This window comes from Woronichinia naegeliana WA131 (genome assembly GCA_025370055.1).
GTDB classification, from domain to species: Bacteria; Cyanobacteriota; Cyanobacteriia; order Cyanobacteriales; family Microcystaceae; genus Woronichinia; species Woronichinia naegeliana.
In genome coordinates, this window is the sequence record CP073041.1 from 3,379,915 (window position 1) to 3,395,595 (window position 15,681).

Annotated in this window: 16 protein-coding genes and 2 rRNA genes; 10 read left to right on the plus strand and 8 right to left on the minus strand. The window is 43.0% G+C overall.

All coding sequences use genetic code 11. The features are described from left to right. The first annotated feature begins 64 nt into the window (after nucleotides 1–64). Both KA717_17120 and rrf read left to right on the plus strand, forming a co-directional pair. A 23S ribosomal RNA gene (locus KA717_17120) occupies nucleotides 65–2,946 on the plus strand. Between the two features lie 61 nt (nucleotides 2,947–3,007). Further along, nucleotides 3,008–3,125, plus strand: a 5S ribosomal RNA gene (gene rrf / locus KA717_17125). A 111-nt stretch (nucleotides 3,126–3,236) separates the two neighbouring features. Here the strand turns inward: rrf and KA717_17130 are convergent. Further along, entirely contained in the window at nucleotides 3,237–4,517 is a 1,281-nt protein-coding gene (locus tag KA717_17130) for an ISKra4 family transposase (GenBank protein UXE64697.1), read from the minus strand. Nucleotides 4,518–4,740: 223 nt separating this feature from the next. Between KA717_17130 and KA717_17135 the strand changes: the two genes are divergently transcribed. The 6 genes from KA717_17135 to KA717_17160 all read left to right on the plus strand — a co-directional run bounded on the left by KA717_17135 (nucleotide 4,741) and on the right by KA717_17160 (nucleotide 7,521). Continuing rightward, nucleotides 4,741–5,067, plus strand: a complete 327-nt coding sequence (locus KA717_17135) for a type II toxin-antitoxin system HicB family antitoxin (GenBank protein ID UXE64083.1) — start codon at nucleotides 4,741–4,743, stop codon at nucleotides 5,065–5,067. A 266-nt stretch (nucleotides 5,068–5,333) separates the two neighbouring features. Then, the gene (locus KA717_17140; GenBank protein UXE64084.1) at nucleotides 5,334–5,564 is read left to right on the plus strand and encodes a hypothetical protein; all 231 of its coding nucleotides are present in this window, start codon (nucleotides 5,334–5,336) and stop codon (nucleotides 5,562–5,564) included. Continuing rightward, the gene (locus KA717_17145) at nucleotides 5,554–5,865 is read left to right on the plus strand and encodes a DUF6516 family protein (GenBank protein ID UXE64085.1); all 312 of its coding nucleotides are present in this window, start codon (nucleotides 5,554–5,556) and stop codon (nucleotides 5,863–5,865) included. Before KA717_17140 ends, KA717_17145 begins: the two co-directional genes overlap by 11 nt. Nucleotides 5,866–6,133: 268 nt before the next feature. Beyond that, nucleotides 6,134–6,517 (plus strand): hypothetical protein, encoded by a 384-nt coding sequence (locus KA717_17150; GenBank protein ID UXE64086.1) that lies wholly within the window; start codon nucleotides 6,134–6,136, stop codon nucleotides 6,515–6,517. Between the two features lie 232 nt (nucleotides 6,518–6,749). Beyond that, complete coding sequence (locus KA717_17155) at nucleotides 6,750–6,995, plus strand: DUF4926 domain-containing protein (protein UXE64087.1); 246 nt, start codon at nucleotides 6,750–6,752, stop codon at nucleotides 6,993–6,995. A 238-nt stretch (nucleotides 6,996–7,233) separates the two neighbouring features. Then, a complete protein-coding gene (locus KA717_17160; protein UXE64088.1) occupies nucleotides 7,234–7,521 on the plus strand; it encodes a hypothetical protein in 288 nt (95 codons plus the stop codon). Between the two features lie 138 nt (nucleotides 7,522–7,659). Here KA717_17160 and KA717_17165 read toward each other — a convergent pair whose 3' ends face one another. From KA717_17165 to KA717_17190, 6 genes are all read right to left on the minus strand, one after another. Beyond that, complete coding sequence (locus KA717_17165; protein UXE64089.1) at nucleotides 7,660–7,842, minus strand: hypothetical protein; 183 nt, start codon at nucleotides 7,840–7,842, stop codon at nucleotides 7,660–7,662. 652 nt (nucleotides 7,843–8,494) lie between these two features. Continuing rightward, nucleotides 8,495–8,755 carry a hypothetical protein gene (locus KA717_17170; protein ID UXE64090.1) on the minus strand — a complete coding sequence of 87 codons (261 nt, stop codon included), beginning with the start codon at nucleotides 8,753–8,755 and terminating at the stop codon, nucleotides 8,495–8,497. 174 nt (nucleotides 8,756–8,929) lie between these two features. Continuing rightward, nucleotides 8,930–9,703 (minus strand): Rpn family recombination-promoting nuclease/putative transposase, encoded by a 774-nt coding sequence (locus tag KA717_17175; protein UXE64091.1) that lies wholly within the window; start codon nucleotides 9,701–9,703, stop codon nucleotides 8,930–8,932. A 101-nt stretch (nucleotides 9,704–9,804) separates the two neighbouring features. Further along, nucleotides 9,805–10,011 carry a YgiT-type zinc finger protein gene (locus tag KA717_17180; GenBank protein ID UXE64092.1) on the minus strand — a complete coding sequence of 69 codons (207 nt, stop codon included), beginning with the start codon at nucleotides 10,009–10,011 and terminating at the stop codon, nucleotides 9,805–9,807. Between the two features lie 501 nt (nucleotides 10,012–10,512). Next, nucleotides 10,513–13,071, minus strand: a complete 2,559-nt coding sequence (locus KA717_17185; protein ID UXE64093.1) for a tetratricopeptide repeat protein — start codon at nucleotides 13,069–13,071, stop codon at nucleotides 10,513–10,515. Between the two features lie 48 nt (nucleotides 13,072–13,119). Then, nucleotides 13,120–13,524 (minus strand): hypothetical protein, encoded by a 405-nt coding sequence (locus KA717_17190; protein UXE64094.1) that lies wholly within the window; start codon nucleotides 13,522–13,524, stop codon nucleotides 13,120–13,122. A gap of 160 nt (nucleotides 13,525–13,684) precedes the next feature. On the opposite strand from KA717_17190, the gene KA717_17195 reads away from it, so the two are divergent. Next, complete coding sequence (locus KA717_17195) at nucleotides 13,685–13,855, plus strand: hypothetical protein (GenBank protein ID UXE64095.1); 171 nt, start codon at nucleotides 13,685–13,687, stop codon at nucleotides 13,853–13,855. Nucleotides 13,856–13,871: 16 nt separating this feature from the next. On the opposite strand, the gene KA717_17200 is transcribed toward KA717_17195, so the two are convergent. After that, on the minus strand, nucleotides 13,872–14,462 hold the full coding sequence (locus KA717_17200; GenBank protein UXE64096.1) for a GUN4 domain-containing protein: 591 nt from the start codon (nucleotides 14,460–14,462) through the stop codon (nucleotides 13,872–13,874). Between the two features lie 192 nt (nucleotides 14,463–14,654). On the opposite strand from KA717_17200, the gene KA717_17205 reads away from it, so the two are divergent. Further along, nucleotides 14,655–15,653 (plus strand): aspartate carbamoyltransferase catalytic subunit, encoded by a 999-nt coding sequence (locus KA717_17205; protein UXE64097.1) that lies wholly within the window; start codon nucleotides 14,655–14,657, stop codon nucleotides 15,651–15,653. Nucleotides 15,654–15,681: the final 28 nt, after the last annotated feature.

Below are 15,681 nucleotides of genomic sequence, written 5' to 3' on the forward strand. Positions count from 1 at the left end.
TGAAAAACCAGTAAGAACCTTGAAAACTGCATAGAAAAAGAGAAAAGCAGGGATAAAAGCCAAAGGTCAAGCTACAAAGGGCTAACGGTGGATACCTTGGCACACAGAGGCGATGAAGGACGTAGTTACCGACGAAACGCTTCGGGGAGCTGGAAACAAGCACTGATCCGGAGATGTCCGAATGGGGCAACCCTAAATACTGCTCACTGAATAAAATAGGTGAGAAAGAGCCAACCTAGTGAATTGAAACATCTTAGTAGCTAGAGGAAAAGAAAACAATTGAGTGATTCTCCGAGTAGCGGCGAGCGAAAAGGGAACAGCCTAAACCAACTTCTACGGAGGTTGGGGTCGTGGGACAGCAACGTGGACTGAATAGATTAGACGAAGCAGCTGAAAACTGCACCAGAGGAGGTGAAAGTCCTGTAGTCGAAAATCGAAGCAGCCTAGCTGAATCCCGAGTAGGCCGGAGCACGTGGAATTCCGGTTGAATCAGCGAGGACCACCTCGTAAGGCTAAATACTACTGTGTGACCGATAGAGAAAAGTACCGCGAGGGAAAGGTGAAAAGAACCCCAGTGAGGGGAGTGAAATAGAACATGAAACCGTTAGCCTACAAGCAATGGAAGGCTGATTAAACGGCTGACCGTGTGCCTGTTGAAGAATGAGCCGGCGACTTACAGGTTGTGGCAGGTTAAGGTGTGTTGCACCGAAGCCAAAGTGAAAGCGAGCCTGAAAAGGGCGATAGTCACAATTTGTAGACCCGAACCCGGGTGATCTAACCATGGCCAGGATGAAGCTTGGGTAAAACCAAGTGGAGGTCCGAACCGACTAATGTTGAAAAATTAGCGGATGAGCTGTGGTTAGGGGTGAAATGCCAATCGAACCCGGAGCTAGCTGGTTCTCCCCGAAATGTGTTTAGGCGCAGCGGTTGTAAAGTCAACTTGGGGGGTAAAGCACTGTTTCGCTGCGGGCTGGGAGACCGGTACCAAGGCGATGCAAACTAAGAATACCCAAGAAGAAACGACCAGTAAGACGGTGGGGGATAAGCTTCATCGTCAAGAGGGAAACAGCCCAGACCACCAGCTAAGGTCCCCAAATCATCACTAAGTGAGAAAGGAGGTGGGAGTGCATTGACAACCAGGAGGTTTGCCTAGAAGCAGCAATCCTTAAAAGAGTGCGTAATAGCTCACTGGTCAAGCGCTCCTGCGCCGAAAATGAACGGGGCTAAGTGATGTGCCGAAGCTGTGGACTACGAATGTAGTGGTAGGGGAGCGTTCTGTATAGGGTGAAGCACTAGCGGCAAGCAGGTGTGGACAGTACAGAAGTGAGAATGTCGGCTTGAGTAGCGAAAACATTGGTGAGAATCCAATGCCCCGAAATCCTAAGGGTTCCTCCGGAAGGCTCGTCCGCGGAGGGTTAGTCAGGACCTAAGGCGAGGCTGAAAAGCGTAGTCGATGGACAACGGTTCAATATTACCGTACTGATTATAGATTGTGGCGGGGGACGGAGAAGGCTAATGCTGCCGGATGATGGTTACCGGTCTAAGCATTCAAGGCGATGAGAGACGGAGAAAACGTCTTGAGCTGAGGTGTGATGGGGAGTCTCCACGGAGACGAAGTGCATGAGGTCAAGCTTCCTAGAAAAGCCCGAACCACGTTAATTTATAATTACCTGTACCCGAAACCGACACAGGTAGGAAGGTAGAGAATACCAAGGGGCGCGAGATAACTCTCTCTAAGGAACTCGGCAAAATGACCCCGTAACTTCGGGAGAAGGGGTGCCCTCAGCAATGGGGGTCGCAGTGAATAGGCCCAGGCGACTGTTTACCAAAAACACAGGTCTCCGCGAAGTCGTAAGACGCGGTATGGGGGCTGACGCCTGCCCAGTGCCGGAAGGTTAAGGAAGTTGGTCAGGAGCAATCTGAAGCTAGCGACTGAAGCCCCGGTGAACGGCGGCCGTAACTATAACGGTCCTAAGGTAGCGAAATTCCTTGTCGGGTAAGTTCCGACCCGCACGAAAGGCGTAACGATCTGGGCACTGTCTCGGAGAGAGACTCGGCGAAATAGGATTGTCTGTGAAGATACGGACTACCTGCATTTGGACAGAAAGACCCTATGAAGCTTTACTGTAGCTTGGGATTGGGTTCGGGCTTTGCTTGCGCAGGATAGGTGGGAGACGTTGAAGTAGTGCTTGTGGGTGCTATGGAGTCAACGGTGAGATACCACTCTGGTGAGGCTAGAATTCTAACTCTGACCCCTAATCGGGGGAGAGAACAATTTCAGGTGGGCAGTTTGACTGGGGCGGTCGCCTCCTAAAAGGTAACGGAGGCGCGCAAAGGTTTCCTCAGACTGGTTGGAAATCAGTCGAAGAGTGTAAAAGCAGAAGGAAGCTTGACTGTGAGACAAACAGGTCAAACAGGGACGAAAGTCGGCTTTAGTGATCCGACGGCACTGAGTGGAAGGGCCGTCGCTCAACGGATAAAAGTTACTCTAGGGATAACAGGCTGATCTCCGCCAAGAGTTCACATCGACGCGGAGGTTTGGCACCTCGATGTCGGCTCATCGCAACCTGGGGCGGTAGTACGTCCCAAGGGTTGGGCTGTTCGCCCATTAAAGCGGTACGTGAGCTGGGTTCAGAACGTCGTGAGACAGTTCGGTCCATATCCGATGTAGGCGTAAGAGTATTGAGAGGAGCCTTCCTTAGTACGAGAGGACCGGGAAGGACGCACCGCTGGTGTACCTGTTATCGTGCCAACGGTAAACGCAGGGTAGCCAAGTGCGGAGTGGATAACCGCTGAAAGCATCTAAGTGGGAAGCCCACCTCAAGATGAGTACTCTCATGGCATAAGCCAGTAAGGTCACGGGAAGACTACCCGTTAATAGGCTCTAGATGGAAGTGTAGCAATATGCGAAGTCAAGAAGTACTAACAGACCGAGGGCTTGACCTTATTCTTATCTCAATTATTTCTCTTTTTTATGCAGTCTTGAGGGTTCTTGTGAGAACCACTTCTTGGTGTGTTTAGCGTCATGGAACCACTCCGATCCCATCCCGAACTCGGCTGTGAAACGTGTCTGCGGCGACGATACTTTTGGGGTTGCCCTCTGGAACAATAGCTCCATGCCAAGATTATTCTTTCTACAATAAACAATTCCTTTCTCATGCAAGTGGGGAGGGTTTTCATTTTTGGGATACTCGTTTTGATGGGGTGCGACCTTTAGTTGATAAAAGCTGTTGTAATCAGGGTTCTACAGGGAACCCATATTGATCAAGTTTTGCCCAAAATTGACTCCATCGTTCCTTGGTCAATACCAAAGCTCGTAGGCTCAAAATAATTCCTGCTCCTTTTTCCTTCCATCGCATCCCTGAACAACATAATCGTTGTTTGACCAACGTCTTACAAGCTGCTTCCGTAACACCTGAACCAATCGGATACTTTTTCTCTATGTATTCAGCATAATCCATTTGATGCTGATGATTCTCGTAATAAGTAATCGCCGCTTGTAGTTTCTCGGTAAGATTCTTAGAATGACTTTTTTCTTCTTTGACTTCTTTCATCAGATTTAGCAGTTCTCCTGCTTTTCCTTTTTCATGCTTGAGTTCTCGACAATTTTCAGTCAACCATTCTTTTTGTTTTGACACGGTATTCGGATGCAACGCTTCTGCCAAGGCACCTAAGTAACCAGAGGCATGATAGAAATCTAATATCTGTTCTTCCGTTTGCTTTTCTAAAAACTTCCAATTTGATTCTGCACCATCTGCTATACCGACAAATTTTGCCTCTGGATAACGGTTTTTCGCTCGCTCAATTTCTCTTTCCAATCTTTCTAGAAAACTCTTTTTTCCGTACTCTGGTGCCGCACCTAGATAGATTGTCTGTTGACGTTCTCCCTCACTATCGTATAGGGAAACGGTTCCCACCATTGCTTCACGGTAGCCATCCTCACACATCAGCATACAGGTTCCATCTAATCCTATTCCCACTGTTGCAATTTGGCTATCCTCCTTGGGCGGGGCATAACTCCACGCTTCTTCTTTTGCCTGTACCACACTTCCTACTGCTTCACTCAATCTTTGGATATAGGATAGCGCTACTTTTCTACCATGATTTTCTAATAAATCATTTTTCACCTCTTTGCCTGCCATCCCTGACATTTTTGAGGATACCTGTTTTGCCAATAATGGCGTTGATGTTATGATTATCCTTGCTTCTCTTTCTAAGGGGCAATACGTTTTTCCTCCTACTGAACGCTGATATACATGACGATTCACTATAACCTCACCATAAGGTGTTTGATATTCTTTCGGTTGCTCTCCCTTACTCTTCCAGATTTCTTCACCGATTTTTAAGGGTGAACCATCTGTATCTAAATATTTCAAGGCTTCTTTGCTGGCGATGCAACCTACTTCGTTTAAGCCTTTTTGAATATTTATTTCTGTATCCAACATTGAACGACTGAGTTCTAATGTTAGTTCTATTTTTATCTTTGAACCCTCTACATTAATTAGTTTTGCTGTCATCATTGTTTCCTCTTTGTCACTTTTCATCTCATGTTAACACTTTTCTTTTCCTTCATCAACTAAAGGTCACACCCTTTTGATGGAGGATGCGGGGGAGAGGTAATACTCGGTTGACTAGTATCAATAATGAGACTATGATCGAGATAAATTTCCTACGGTGAAGCGAAATCCTATCAAGTCAAGCAAATTTTATCTGCTATTGAAAAATTAGAGGCACAGAGCGATGATTAATCCCGATCACTACGTTTATAAGGTTATTTGGTCAGCCGAAGATCAAGAATATGTGGGACTGTGTGCTGAATATCCCAGTTTGTCCTATCTCGATGAGGATCGGCTACAGGCTCTTGGAGGTATCACTGAGTTAGTGCGCTCTGTTGTGGAAGATATGGAGGCAAATGGGGAATCTTTGCTTGAACCGATTCCAGAAAGACAGTACAGTGGCAAGTTTCAAGTTAGGATTACCCCAGAATTGCATCGTCGTTTAGTGATTGAAGCGGCGGAAGAAAATGTCAGTCTCAATCGCTATATTAGCTATAAATTGGCTTCTTAAAAGAATCTTCAATTAAATTAACTAAGCCGACTAAATCTTGAGGGAAGTTTTATATTGAGCCTTATACTAAAGATTACGATGAAGATAAAACGCGATCGCGGTTTTCGGTGAATCGTTACAGGAAAACTCATAGTATAATCTGAATTGGTAGTTCAATGAATCGGGTTTCTAGCAGCAAGATTGGCGAGGCGATCGCGTTACTTGCTAAGAGTTGGAAATTACAACTTAATTTTTTAACCAATTATGATAATTTCTAGGAGGAAAGTATGCGTAAACAAAGAATTGAATATTTTTCGCCGTTAGATGCTTTGATTATGGTTACGAAGCGTCTCAGTCTTTATGAAAATAAATATCAATGGGATTCAGAGGACTTTTTTGACCGTTATAGCAAAGGAAAGTTAACGGATGAGGTTGATTTTATTGAATGGTCTAATGATTACCGTCATTATTTGGCTTTACGTTTAGAATTAGCAAATTTATTAGCCAATGCTGCATAAAATTTTAGAGGATTATTTAAAAGGGATTGAACTTGCTTTACTGGCTTTAGAGCAGGTTTATGTTGAGCGTTATACGGAGGAAATATTAACACCGAATAGAGTCAATTTACGACTTCGTATTCGTTGGCATAAGGGGTGTGTACTGGAAATCAATGAAGCGGTGATTGTTACAGATCATATTTTAACGTTTTTAGATTATCGTTATCATTGTCAAGATCAGCAAAATTCCCTGATTTTTCGTTATGATAGCACCCCTCATTTTCCTAACTTATCTAGTTTTCCTCATCATAAACATTATTAGGAGATGTAATTGCTTGCGAGAAACCTGAACTGATTCAAGTATTGCAGGAAGTTACCATTTTAATTTAGTTTTAACGTTAAAATACAATACGATCGCCATTTAACCCTAACCCAAAACGCGATCACCGATTAATTGATAGTTGATAGTGAATAGTTGATAATTATCCATTGTCAATTGTCTTTAGCTTATTGGGATGCGATCGCATTTTTTACGTTATTAAGTGGCATTAATTAATACATGATCACATAACTGATTATTATATTAAGCGATGAAACATGATTGGCAAGTCGGTGAAGTTTTACCAAAGGCTGCACAAGCAGAGATTGATTTTCGTAAATTTACCGAATATTCTATGAATCCCTCAAATTTGAATAATCAGGGTAAGTGGAAGGCTTTTGATCTGTTAGGTTATAATGTAGATAGTGTTCGAGGTCGTTTTATTGCAACCCAGCACATTGTTGATCAAATTCGATTTCACTTAGAAAGAATACCAGCAATTTTAGATGATCCTAGCCAATATGGAATGCGATTTTCTGTCAAAATCCCTATTATTGGTTTTAATGATAGAAAAGGTATTCTGGTTACAAAATGGCAAATTGACAACAATAAATGTATTCCCAGACTTATTACGAACTGGCTTAAGATTATTTAGGGTTTGCCGAATAAAGGCAGAACCTTTATCAGATAAGCTTTTCAGCCATTTTGAACACGATTAGGTGCAAGCTTATGGCATTTGAAGGCTCAAAATCCATGCACTTTGCTAGAAAATTGTGGGTTAAAATCGGAAACTGATTTCTGAAGTCACCATTTTTCGCGCCCTGTGGCATCTAGGTTCGATTTGCAGACTTATTCAGCAAGCCCTATTTAATAAAGGAGTAAAAATCATGAAAGCAAAACTTTATGATCAAATTGTTACCTTGGTTGATGTGGAGGTTGATTTTGGTCAACGTTTAATTAAAAAAGAAACAAAGGGGACTATTGTAGAATGTTACGAAAATCCCGAAGGTTACGCTGTTGATTTGGCAATTCCTGATAATAATTCTGTGACAGGCTATGATTATGAAAATGTCATTCTTTATCCTAAACAATTCATGATAGCGAGTTTAATTTCTCGAAAATTGGCGGTGTGATGATCGCGGTTTTCCATAATGTTTTTAAGGGGCGATCGCCCTTTAATCCTAACCCAAAACGCGATCGCCGATTAATTGATAGTTGATAATGAATAGTTGATAATTATCCATTGTCAATTGTCCATTATCCATTGGAAACGCGATCGCCTATAAAAAACCTCTATGATAGAGTTACTCAAACTGTTACCAAAGTCACTGACGACATTTTTGTTTGCAGTGGCGGCTTTATTAAGATTTTATGGAAACTCAGACACCATCCTCTTCTCCTTCTTCCCCTTCACCACAATCCAAGGGAGTCTTCTGGTCTTCGCGTTGGGGTCAGCGTCTCTGGTGGTTAATCTCGGCCTTGAGTGGTACGCTGGAAATCGAAACAGAAGGGAAACGACAGCAGCAAGAATACGAATCGAGAATGAAAACCTTGCAGCAAGAGAACGAGAGACTCGCTATACTCGAATCCAAAATAGATGGATTATTCTCCAAATACAACATCAACTCGAAGGCTCATCAGACACCAGAGCAGCCTTGAGAGACTTTCTAGTATTTTTGTCGGAATATGGTGAGTAGAAGGGCGATCGCCGATTAATTGATAGTTGATAATGAATAGTTGATAATTATCTAGCCTTTATATCGTATTGCCTTTATATCGCATTAATCTACTCCTGTTTTAATCTAAAAATAAATTTTCAAATGTATGGGTATTATTCCAGCGATAAGTTAAAAAATCTCGGCGATCGCAGGTTAAAATACGCCCATGACCTAGATGTTCAGCTAAGACAACTAAGGCGGCATCGGCTAAGTCCATCGGCAGATCATCATAACGTTCTAAAAGCTCTTGAACTCTTCTCATTTGATGAGTCTTTAATTCAAAAACTTCAAATCTACCTGCTAAAAAATTTTGAATAAATAGGGCTTGCTGAAAAAGTCCACAAAACGAACCTAGATGCCACAGGGCGCGAAAAATGGTGACTTCAGAGATCAGTTTCCAGTTTTACCCCACATTTTTCCAGCAAAGTGCATGGATTTTGAGCCTCCAAATGCCATAACCTTGCATCTGATCGTTTGTAAAATGCCTGAAAGTATTGTCTAGCAAGGATTTCATCCTTATTCAGCAAGCCCTAAATAGGGCTTGCTGAATAAGTCTGCAAATCGAACCTAGATGCCACAGGGCGCGAAAAATGGTGACTTCAGAAATCAGTTTCCGATTTTAACCCACAATTTTCTAGCAAAGTGCATGGATTTTACGCCTTCAAATGCCATAAGCTTGCACCTAATCGTGTTCAAAATGGCTGAAAAGCTTATCTGATAAAGGTTCTGCCTTTATTCGGCAAACCCTAAATAATACTTGAGAATGATTACCCAGACGGGTTAGTAGTAGATAACAGATTTCTGTAAAAACAAACCAGGTTGTAATTAGTGGTTCTCTAAGATTTTGCATTACCTGTCTCGCTTTTGTGTGATGTTTATCGTCTTGGTTTGCAAGGGCTAACCAAAAGCCTGTGTCAACTATAATCATGCTTTTCAGACCAGGATTCTTTCAATATTTTTTTATAATTAGTTGAAAGGTCGGCATCACTTTTTCCGCAGCCAATAAAGCCACTTTCTTGCCATCCTTTGATGGGATCAGGATCAGCTACCTGAAGTTTTTCGTATTTTTGATTGATAGTCATTTCTAGTAGAGCCAGAATATTGTCTGAACTATGTTGTTCGATAAAGGTCATTTTTTGCCATTGTTCGTCACTGAGATTGAGGGTGATTTCCATTTTTATTCCCAAATTCGACTCGTTTATCACCAATTTAACACATTATCTCAGCTTGCGATCGCCCTTGAACCATAACCCAAAACGCGATCGCCGATTAATTGATAATTGTTAATTGATAGTTGATAATTATCCATTGTCAATTGTCTATTGAAAACGCGATCGCTTTAACAGCCATCAATTATTTCCCCACAATTGAGTTACCTCTTCTCTTGATAATGCCAACATTTCTGCTACTTCATTCACTGAAAAGCCCCGTTGCTGTAATCGTGCAATAAGCTGTTGTCGTTCCTCTTGACGACCTTCCTGACGACCTTCCTGAAAAACTTCACGATAAAATCGGGTTTGTTTAATATCTGTATCGGTAAACATGGCTTGTAAAACCTCCTTAGAAAAATCGGGAAAGCGGTAAATTAACATCTTCTCTACTAATTCTATAAGTTGTTCTTGTAATCTTTCATCGGTTAATGTTCTGAGTTGAGTAACTACTTTTTGCAATCGTTCAGGGACTGTCGCCTCCGATACTGTTACCAAGCTCAACACGGAGGTTCCCAAGGAGTTTGAGTCTAGCTCTTCTAAATAAATTAGGCGTAATAATCCTGCTTCCGCTAGGGCTTGATAATGTCGAGGAATAGGTACGGCGATGCTTTGACGTAACCACAGGGCTACACAGAGCCATTCGCGTTCTGGGCGATATTGCCCCAAGTACAAAAAGGTTTCTGTGATGAGTCGTTCATAGAGGCGTTCATCGGCTTGGAATTGTATTTCCGCAAAATAGATGGGTTGTTGTGTATCATTGTTTTTCGGTAAAAAGACTCCATCAATGCGTCTTGATAGTTCTTTGATTTCTACGGATTTGAACTGATAATCAGCCCCAACTTTTCCCAATAGTTCACTGAGTAGGTTCGGCATCAGTTGAAATAGCTGATAGAAAATAGTATCTGTTCTCATGGATGGTGAGCAAATTCCTCAAGTCTATTATGCACTTTTTCAGGGGCGATCGCCAAATAATTGATAGTTGATAATTACCTGTCTCAAAAAAACAGGAATCTCTAACTAGCAAGAATGGCTGTTTTTTTCTCCAAAACCGTTAGAGCCTCTTGAATTAAATCTACTTCTTGCACCTCAAATAAGACCTCACCGCACTGAGGACAAACCCAAGCGGGAAGAGCATCCCAAGAAACTGAGTACCCAGGGCGATCAGCCCTAAAAGGAGCTTTTTCCCAACGCATTTTTCCCTTACAAGATAAACATTCCATACTACAGTCTCATGATTGAAATCTGATGACCATTGTAACGCATCAGGAAGATAAGCAGTAATAATCGCAAGATACTCATTCTTTGGCGCACAAACAACATGAATCGGACGATTGTTTTGTCCCAAACCTAGAATTAAACAGCTATGCCCCCTTGAGTCTTGAGGATAATCTTCAATTACCTCACCTGTCATAATGATTCTCTCAATTTCCTATGTTGAAATCATACGATCAGGACGTGACATCTGCCGAATGGTATGCGGAAGAAACAACAACTTTTGGGTTGCGGCTTGTCTAACTTGTGCGTAAATATCGTCATTGATCATATTCTATTCTGTAATCTGCGATCGCCTACCCATTATCCATTGAAAACGCGATCGCTTTTTTAATTGATAGTTGATAATGAATAGTTAATAATTATCCATTGTCAATTGTCCATTATCCATTGGAAATATGATCGCGGATTAATTGATAGTGATTGATAATTGTCAATTGGGTTTGGGGTTATTTTTTGAGATACCAGATAAGGATAGTTAAGGCTAGGCCAGCGACGAACCAGAGTCCATATTTTTGTAAACGTTTTCGAGCTAAAGATTTTTCTTTTTTCTGATTGAGTTTACTGATTACCTGTTTGCATTTTTCGATTTTATGATCAAGCCCAAGATTTTGATTGATGGTAAGGGCTTTTTGTAAGTATTCTAATGCTTCGTCGTGTTGATCAAGAAGAGTTAGAGTAAGTCCTATATTATATAATGAAGTTTCTTCTCCATTCATATCGCCAATCTCACGTTTAATTGCCAAGGATTGCTGATAAAAATTGAGAGCCTCTTGGTACTGGTCTAACGAATAATACACACTTCCCAGATTTATTAAAGAATTTGCTTCTCCAGTAATATCGCCGATCTCACGTTTAATCTCTAAAGATTGCTGATGATATTTGAGAGCCTCTTGGCACTGTCCCAACAAATTATATACACTCCCCAGATTGTCTAAAGAATATGCTTCTCCTTGAATATCACCGATCTCACGTTGAATCTCTAAGGATTGCTGATAAAAATTGAGACCCTCTTGGTACTGTCCTAATAAACTATATACAACCCCCAGATTGCCTAAAGCTTTTGCTTCTCCATTCATATCGCTGATCTCACGTTGAATCTCTAAGGATTGCTGATGAAAATTGAGAGCCTCTTGGTACTTCCCTAACGAATCATAAACATTCCCCAGACCCATTAAAGAATATGCTTCTCCTTGAATATCGCCGATCTCACGTTGAATCTCTAAGGATTGCTGATAAAAATTGAGAGCCTCTTGGTACTTTCCTAACGAATTATATACACTCCCCAGATTGCCTAAAGCTTTTGCTTCTTCATTGCGATTGCCGATCTCACGTTGAATCTCTAAAGATTGCTGATAAAGATTGAGAGCCTCTTGGTACTTTCCTAATGAATAATACACATTCCCCAGATTCATTAAAGAAGTTGCCTCTCGTTGAATATTTCCGATCTTACGTTGAATCTCTAAGGATTGCTGATGAAAATTAAGAGCCTCTTGGTACTTCCCTAACGAATCATACACAAGTCCCAGTCTGTTACAAAGCTCTCCATAGTTTTGCCTTTCTTCGATCATTGGTTGCCAATCTTGATGAAGTTGATCATAAAGATCAAGCAATGTTGTGTAATGACCCCGCAATCTTAAACAATTGTCGCAGACCGATACCGCACCAAACGCATCTTGATAACGCCCTAATTGACACTCGTGATAAAAAGTTTCCTCATACTCCGCAATTCCTGATAAGGGCGTATCATTGTCCCAAATTTTCAGACGATGCTCCCAAAAATAAACAATCGCTCGCTCGTGGGCTGTCGTTAAATCCGCCGTTCGTTCCTTCACAAATTCCCGCAAACGAGGCTGAAACCGAAACTCCCCTGGACTCAGATATTGCAGAATAGACCGCCGCTCTAAATCCTCCAAAATCTCCATCGTCACCACTGCATCAGGAAACAACGCCTGGGCAAGCTCCAGCCCAAATGCCCCGCGCAAAACCGACAACTGTGCCAATAACAACCGTTGCGTCTCCGTTAGACGGTCTAAACTCCACTGCAAAACCTGCTCAACCGTTAACTTTTCGCCGCGATGGGAACCCACTAACTGCTGCCAACCTTCCAAAGACTGCAAAAAACGCTGACCTGGCCAAAAAGTCACCCGCAACCAACCCGCTATCAACGACAACGCCAAGGGATTGCCCTGTACCTGCTCCGATGCCCGTTCCCGATTTTGTTGGCTGTCCTCCACTTCCAACGCCGCCAATAACGCCGCACCTTCCACCGTCGTTAAACCTTGATCGAGCAGTTGCCAACGCGATCGCAGAAAACCCAGATAACGGGGCGGATATTCCCGACTCGCTAACAACAGCACACTTTCACTGCCAATATCCTGAAAACCCTGCCAAAACTGCTCATAACCACTCAGCCAGGCTCCTTGGGGCGTTAACACCGATTCCAAATTATCAATGGCCAACAAATAACGCCCCTGCTGAAGTAGCCGCAATAAACGGGGAATGAGGTCTTTTTCCTCGATATTTTCCACCTGTTCAGGCAAAACCCCAAATTCCTGTAAGGCCCTCGCCGCCAACACTGTCATCGAAGTCTGCGATCGCACATCTGCCCAAAATTTGCCCCTAAAATCGGGAGAATCGGCAAAAACCTGGGCCATCAGCGTTGATTTACCGATGCCGCCTTCCCCCCGCAATCCAATCAGAGAAACATGGCGATCGGCCATCCAAGCTCGTAATTCTGCCTGTTGCTCCGTCCTACCCTGGAAAAAACGGCGATCGGGTAAGGGATCACTGTAAATCAAAGAAGCTTGTTGACCATTAATCGTAATGATATTGGTCTGATTATCGACAGAACTTTGGTTGACTACTGCAATTGTTTTGGCTAATGGTTCATTCATTCGTTTACCCAAATTCCGTTTAAATTCCGTAGGGGTTTGGTTTCCAAATCCATAAACCATAATGATTACAGACCAAATCCATAAATTCCGTAGGGAGTTTTCCAAATCCATAAAGCATAGGACTTGGAGACCAAGCCCCTACCTAGACCAAGCCCCTACCTAGAGATTAATGGTGTTGGTTTGATTGGTAATCGGGCCTTGATTAACCACACCAATTTTTTCAGCCAATTTCGTCAGATTAACCACTGCGCCAGGTTGAGCTTGTACAGCCGTCTGGATTGCTTCGGTTAATTTTCGCAATTCCCTATCATTCTGTACCAAATTTTCAACTTTTTCAATCAAAGCTTGCTGACCGTAAACAGTCGGTTGCTGTTGGGCTAATTCAGGTTGTTTGGCCACAACGGCGATCGCTTCAGCCGTTTTCGGGTCTTTTCGTTGCAAATGGGCTGAAAATTTCTCAACGGAGTTCCAAACGCTTTCCGTGAGCTTTTCTCCCGTTTTCTCAAAGGCTTTGGTGGCAATTAAAACAGCGATCGCACTGGCGGTTAAAGTTACAGGTTCCATTGTTAGTCAATTCTCGATCTATTTTTCTCTATCATAAACACTTTCAGTACAAATAAACAAAGGCGATCGCGTTTTTAATAGATAATTATCAACTATTCATTATCAACTATCAATTAATCTGCGATCACGGTTTAGATTTTGGGGGAAGGGGCGATCGCTGTTGGGTTTAATGGTTATCTTCAATGCTTCACTGTTCTGGAATGGCTTGGTTCAAGCCAAAAGTTTAATTCCCTTGGAACTCTATCGGCAGGATCGGCTCAAAGATACCCTCTCAACGGCGACTAAAACGGGGAAACGGGAGGCGATCGCCACCAAGTTATCGCTTTATTGACGTGGATGGCTTGTCTTTATTTGTTTTTTTTCGGGACAGAACTTGGAATGGCAGGCAATACGCTTGGTAGGGTTGGAATCGTTACCAACTGACAATCATTGATCCGTTTAGTTAAGTTAGTATAGTCTAAGCGACCGCCATTGATTTGATACTCATCCCTGGGATTAGGAAGATGACCTCTAGGGGCATTAAGGCTATAATCTAAACCTTGTTTAAATAGTATCCATTCGTTATTTTTACGCCAGCCGACCTGATCTCCAAATTTATCGTAGGCTTCTGGTGCCATTAATCGTCCTGGTTTATTTCCTGTACTAATAAAAATACCGTATTGGACACTAAAGCCAAAACGTCCGTTGGAAGCCTGAGTCCAAAGATCATCCACAGTTTTCAAATCCCAGCAAGCCAGTTTAGCAATATCTTCCGCCGTGAGCCAGCCCTGGAGATCACGATTCATCGCTTTGAGCAGTAGCGATCGCGTCAGTTCATTAGCCTGTTGCCACTTTTGCTCGGCCAGTAAATTTTTTAAAGGAGTATAGTCGATGCCTGTGCTTGGAGAGACCAGGGTCGCGGTCGTGGGGAGAGGGGACACCGTTGGTTTTGGAGACATGTGCGGGGTAAGGGACTGAGCAAAGACACGATCGAGGGGACAGAGTAAAAGCAAGAGTGCCAGAACTACTTTGTTGATTGCCACTATTTTTGTCATATAATTTGCCCTAAAAATGGGAACTCCCAAGAAGAGACATCCGAATCATAGAATAACATAGGAGCCTGTGGATTCTGCTCCTCAGAGTGACAATCAATGATGGGTTTTACTTGGACGCGATCGCATATTTTAGGCTTGTCGGACTGGCAAGCAGCGGAATATGATGCCCTCTTACAAACAGCAACAAGTTTTCGGGATGTATTAGCAGGACAGACAAAAAAGGTTCCGGCCCTTCAGGGTCAGGTCGTTACTAATCTATTTTTTGAACCTTCTACTCGTACCCGCAGTAGTTTTGAATTGGCGGCCAAACGGCTCTCGGCTGATGTGATGAACTTTGCGCCTGGGAGTTCTTCGCTCACCAAGGGGGAAACCATTCTAGATACCGCTAAAACCTATCTGGCCATGGGAACCGATATTATGGTCATTCGCCATCAACAGGCGGGGGTTCCCCAACTAATCGCCACAGCCATGGATCAGTTAGGGGCAGGGGTGAAAGTTTTAAATGCTGGAGATGGTCAACACGAACACCCTTCCCAGGCTCTGTTAGATCTCTATACCATGACCACTTTGCTAGAACCAGAGCAACCCTGTTTAGCCGTCTTAAAAGGTAAAAAAATCGCGATCGTGGGGGATATTCTCCATTCCCGTGTAGCACGGTCTAATATTTGGAGTTTGACAGCCGCCGGAGCCGATGTTCATCTGGCCGGGCCACCCACGCTTTTACCAGAATTATTTGCGAAGATGATCGACAGTCAAACCGCCGGAAAATTAACGCTCCATTGGCAATTGGAACCCGCCCTGGTTGAGGCAGATTTTGTGATGACTCTACGCCTACAAAAAGAGCGGATGACCGCCCATTTATTGCCCAGTTTACGGGAATATCATCAACAGTTTGGCATTACCCGCGATCGCCTTAAGGTCTGCCAAGAAACCGTAAAAGTGATGCACCCTGGCCCTGTTAATCGGGGTGTGGAACTAAGTTCAGATCTGATGGATGACCCACGATTAAGCCTCATTCAAGATCAAGTCACCAGTGGTGTAGCTATTCGCATGGCCTTGCTCTATTTGATCGGAACATCCACCGATACTGAATAGCCACGTTTGAAACTTGAACTTGTCTGAA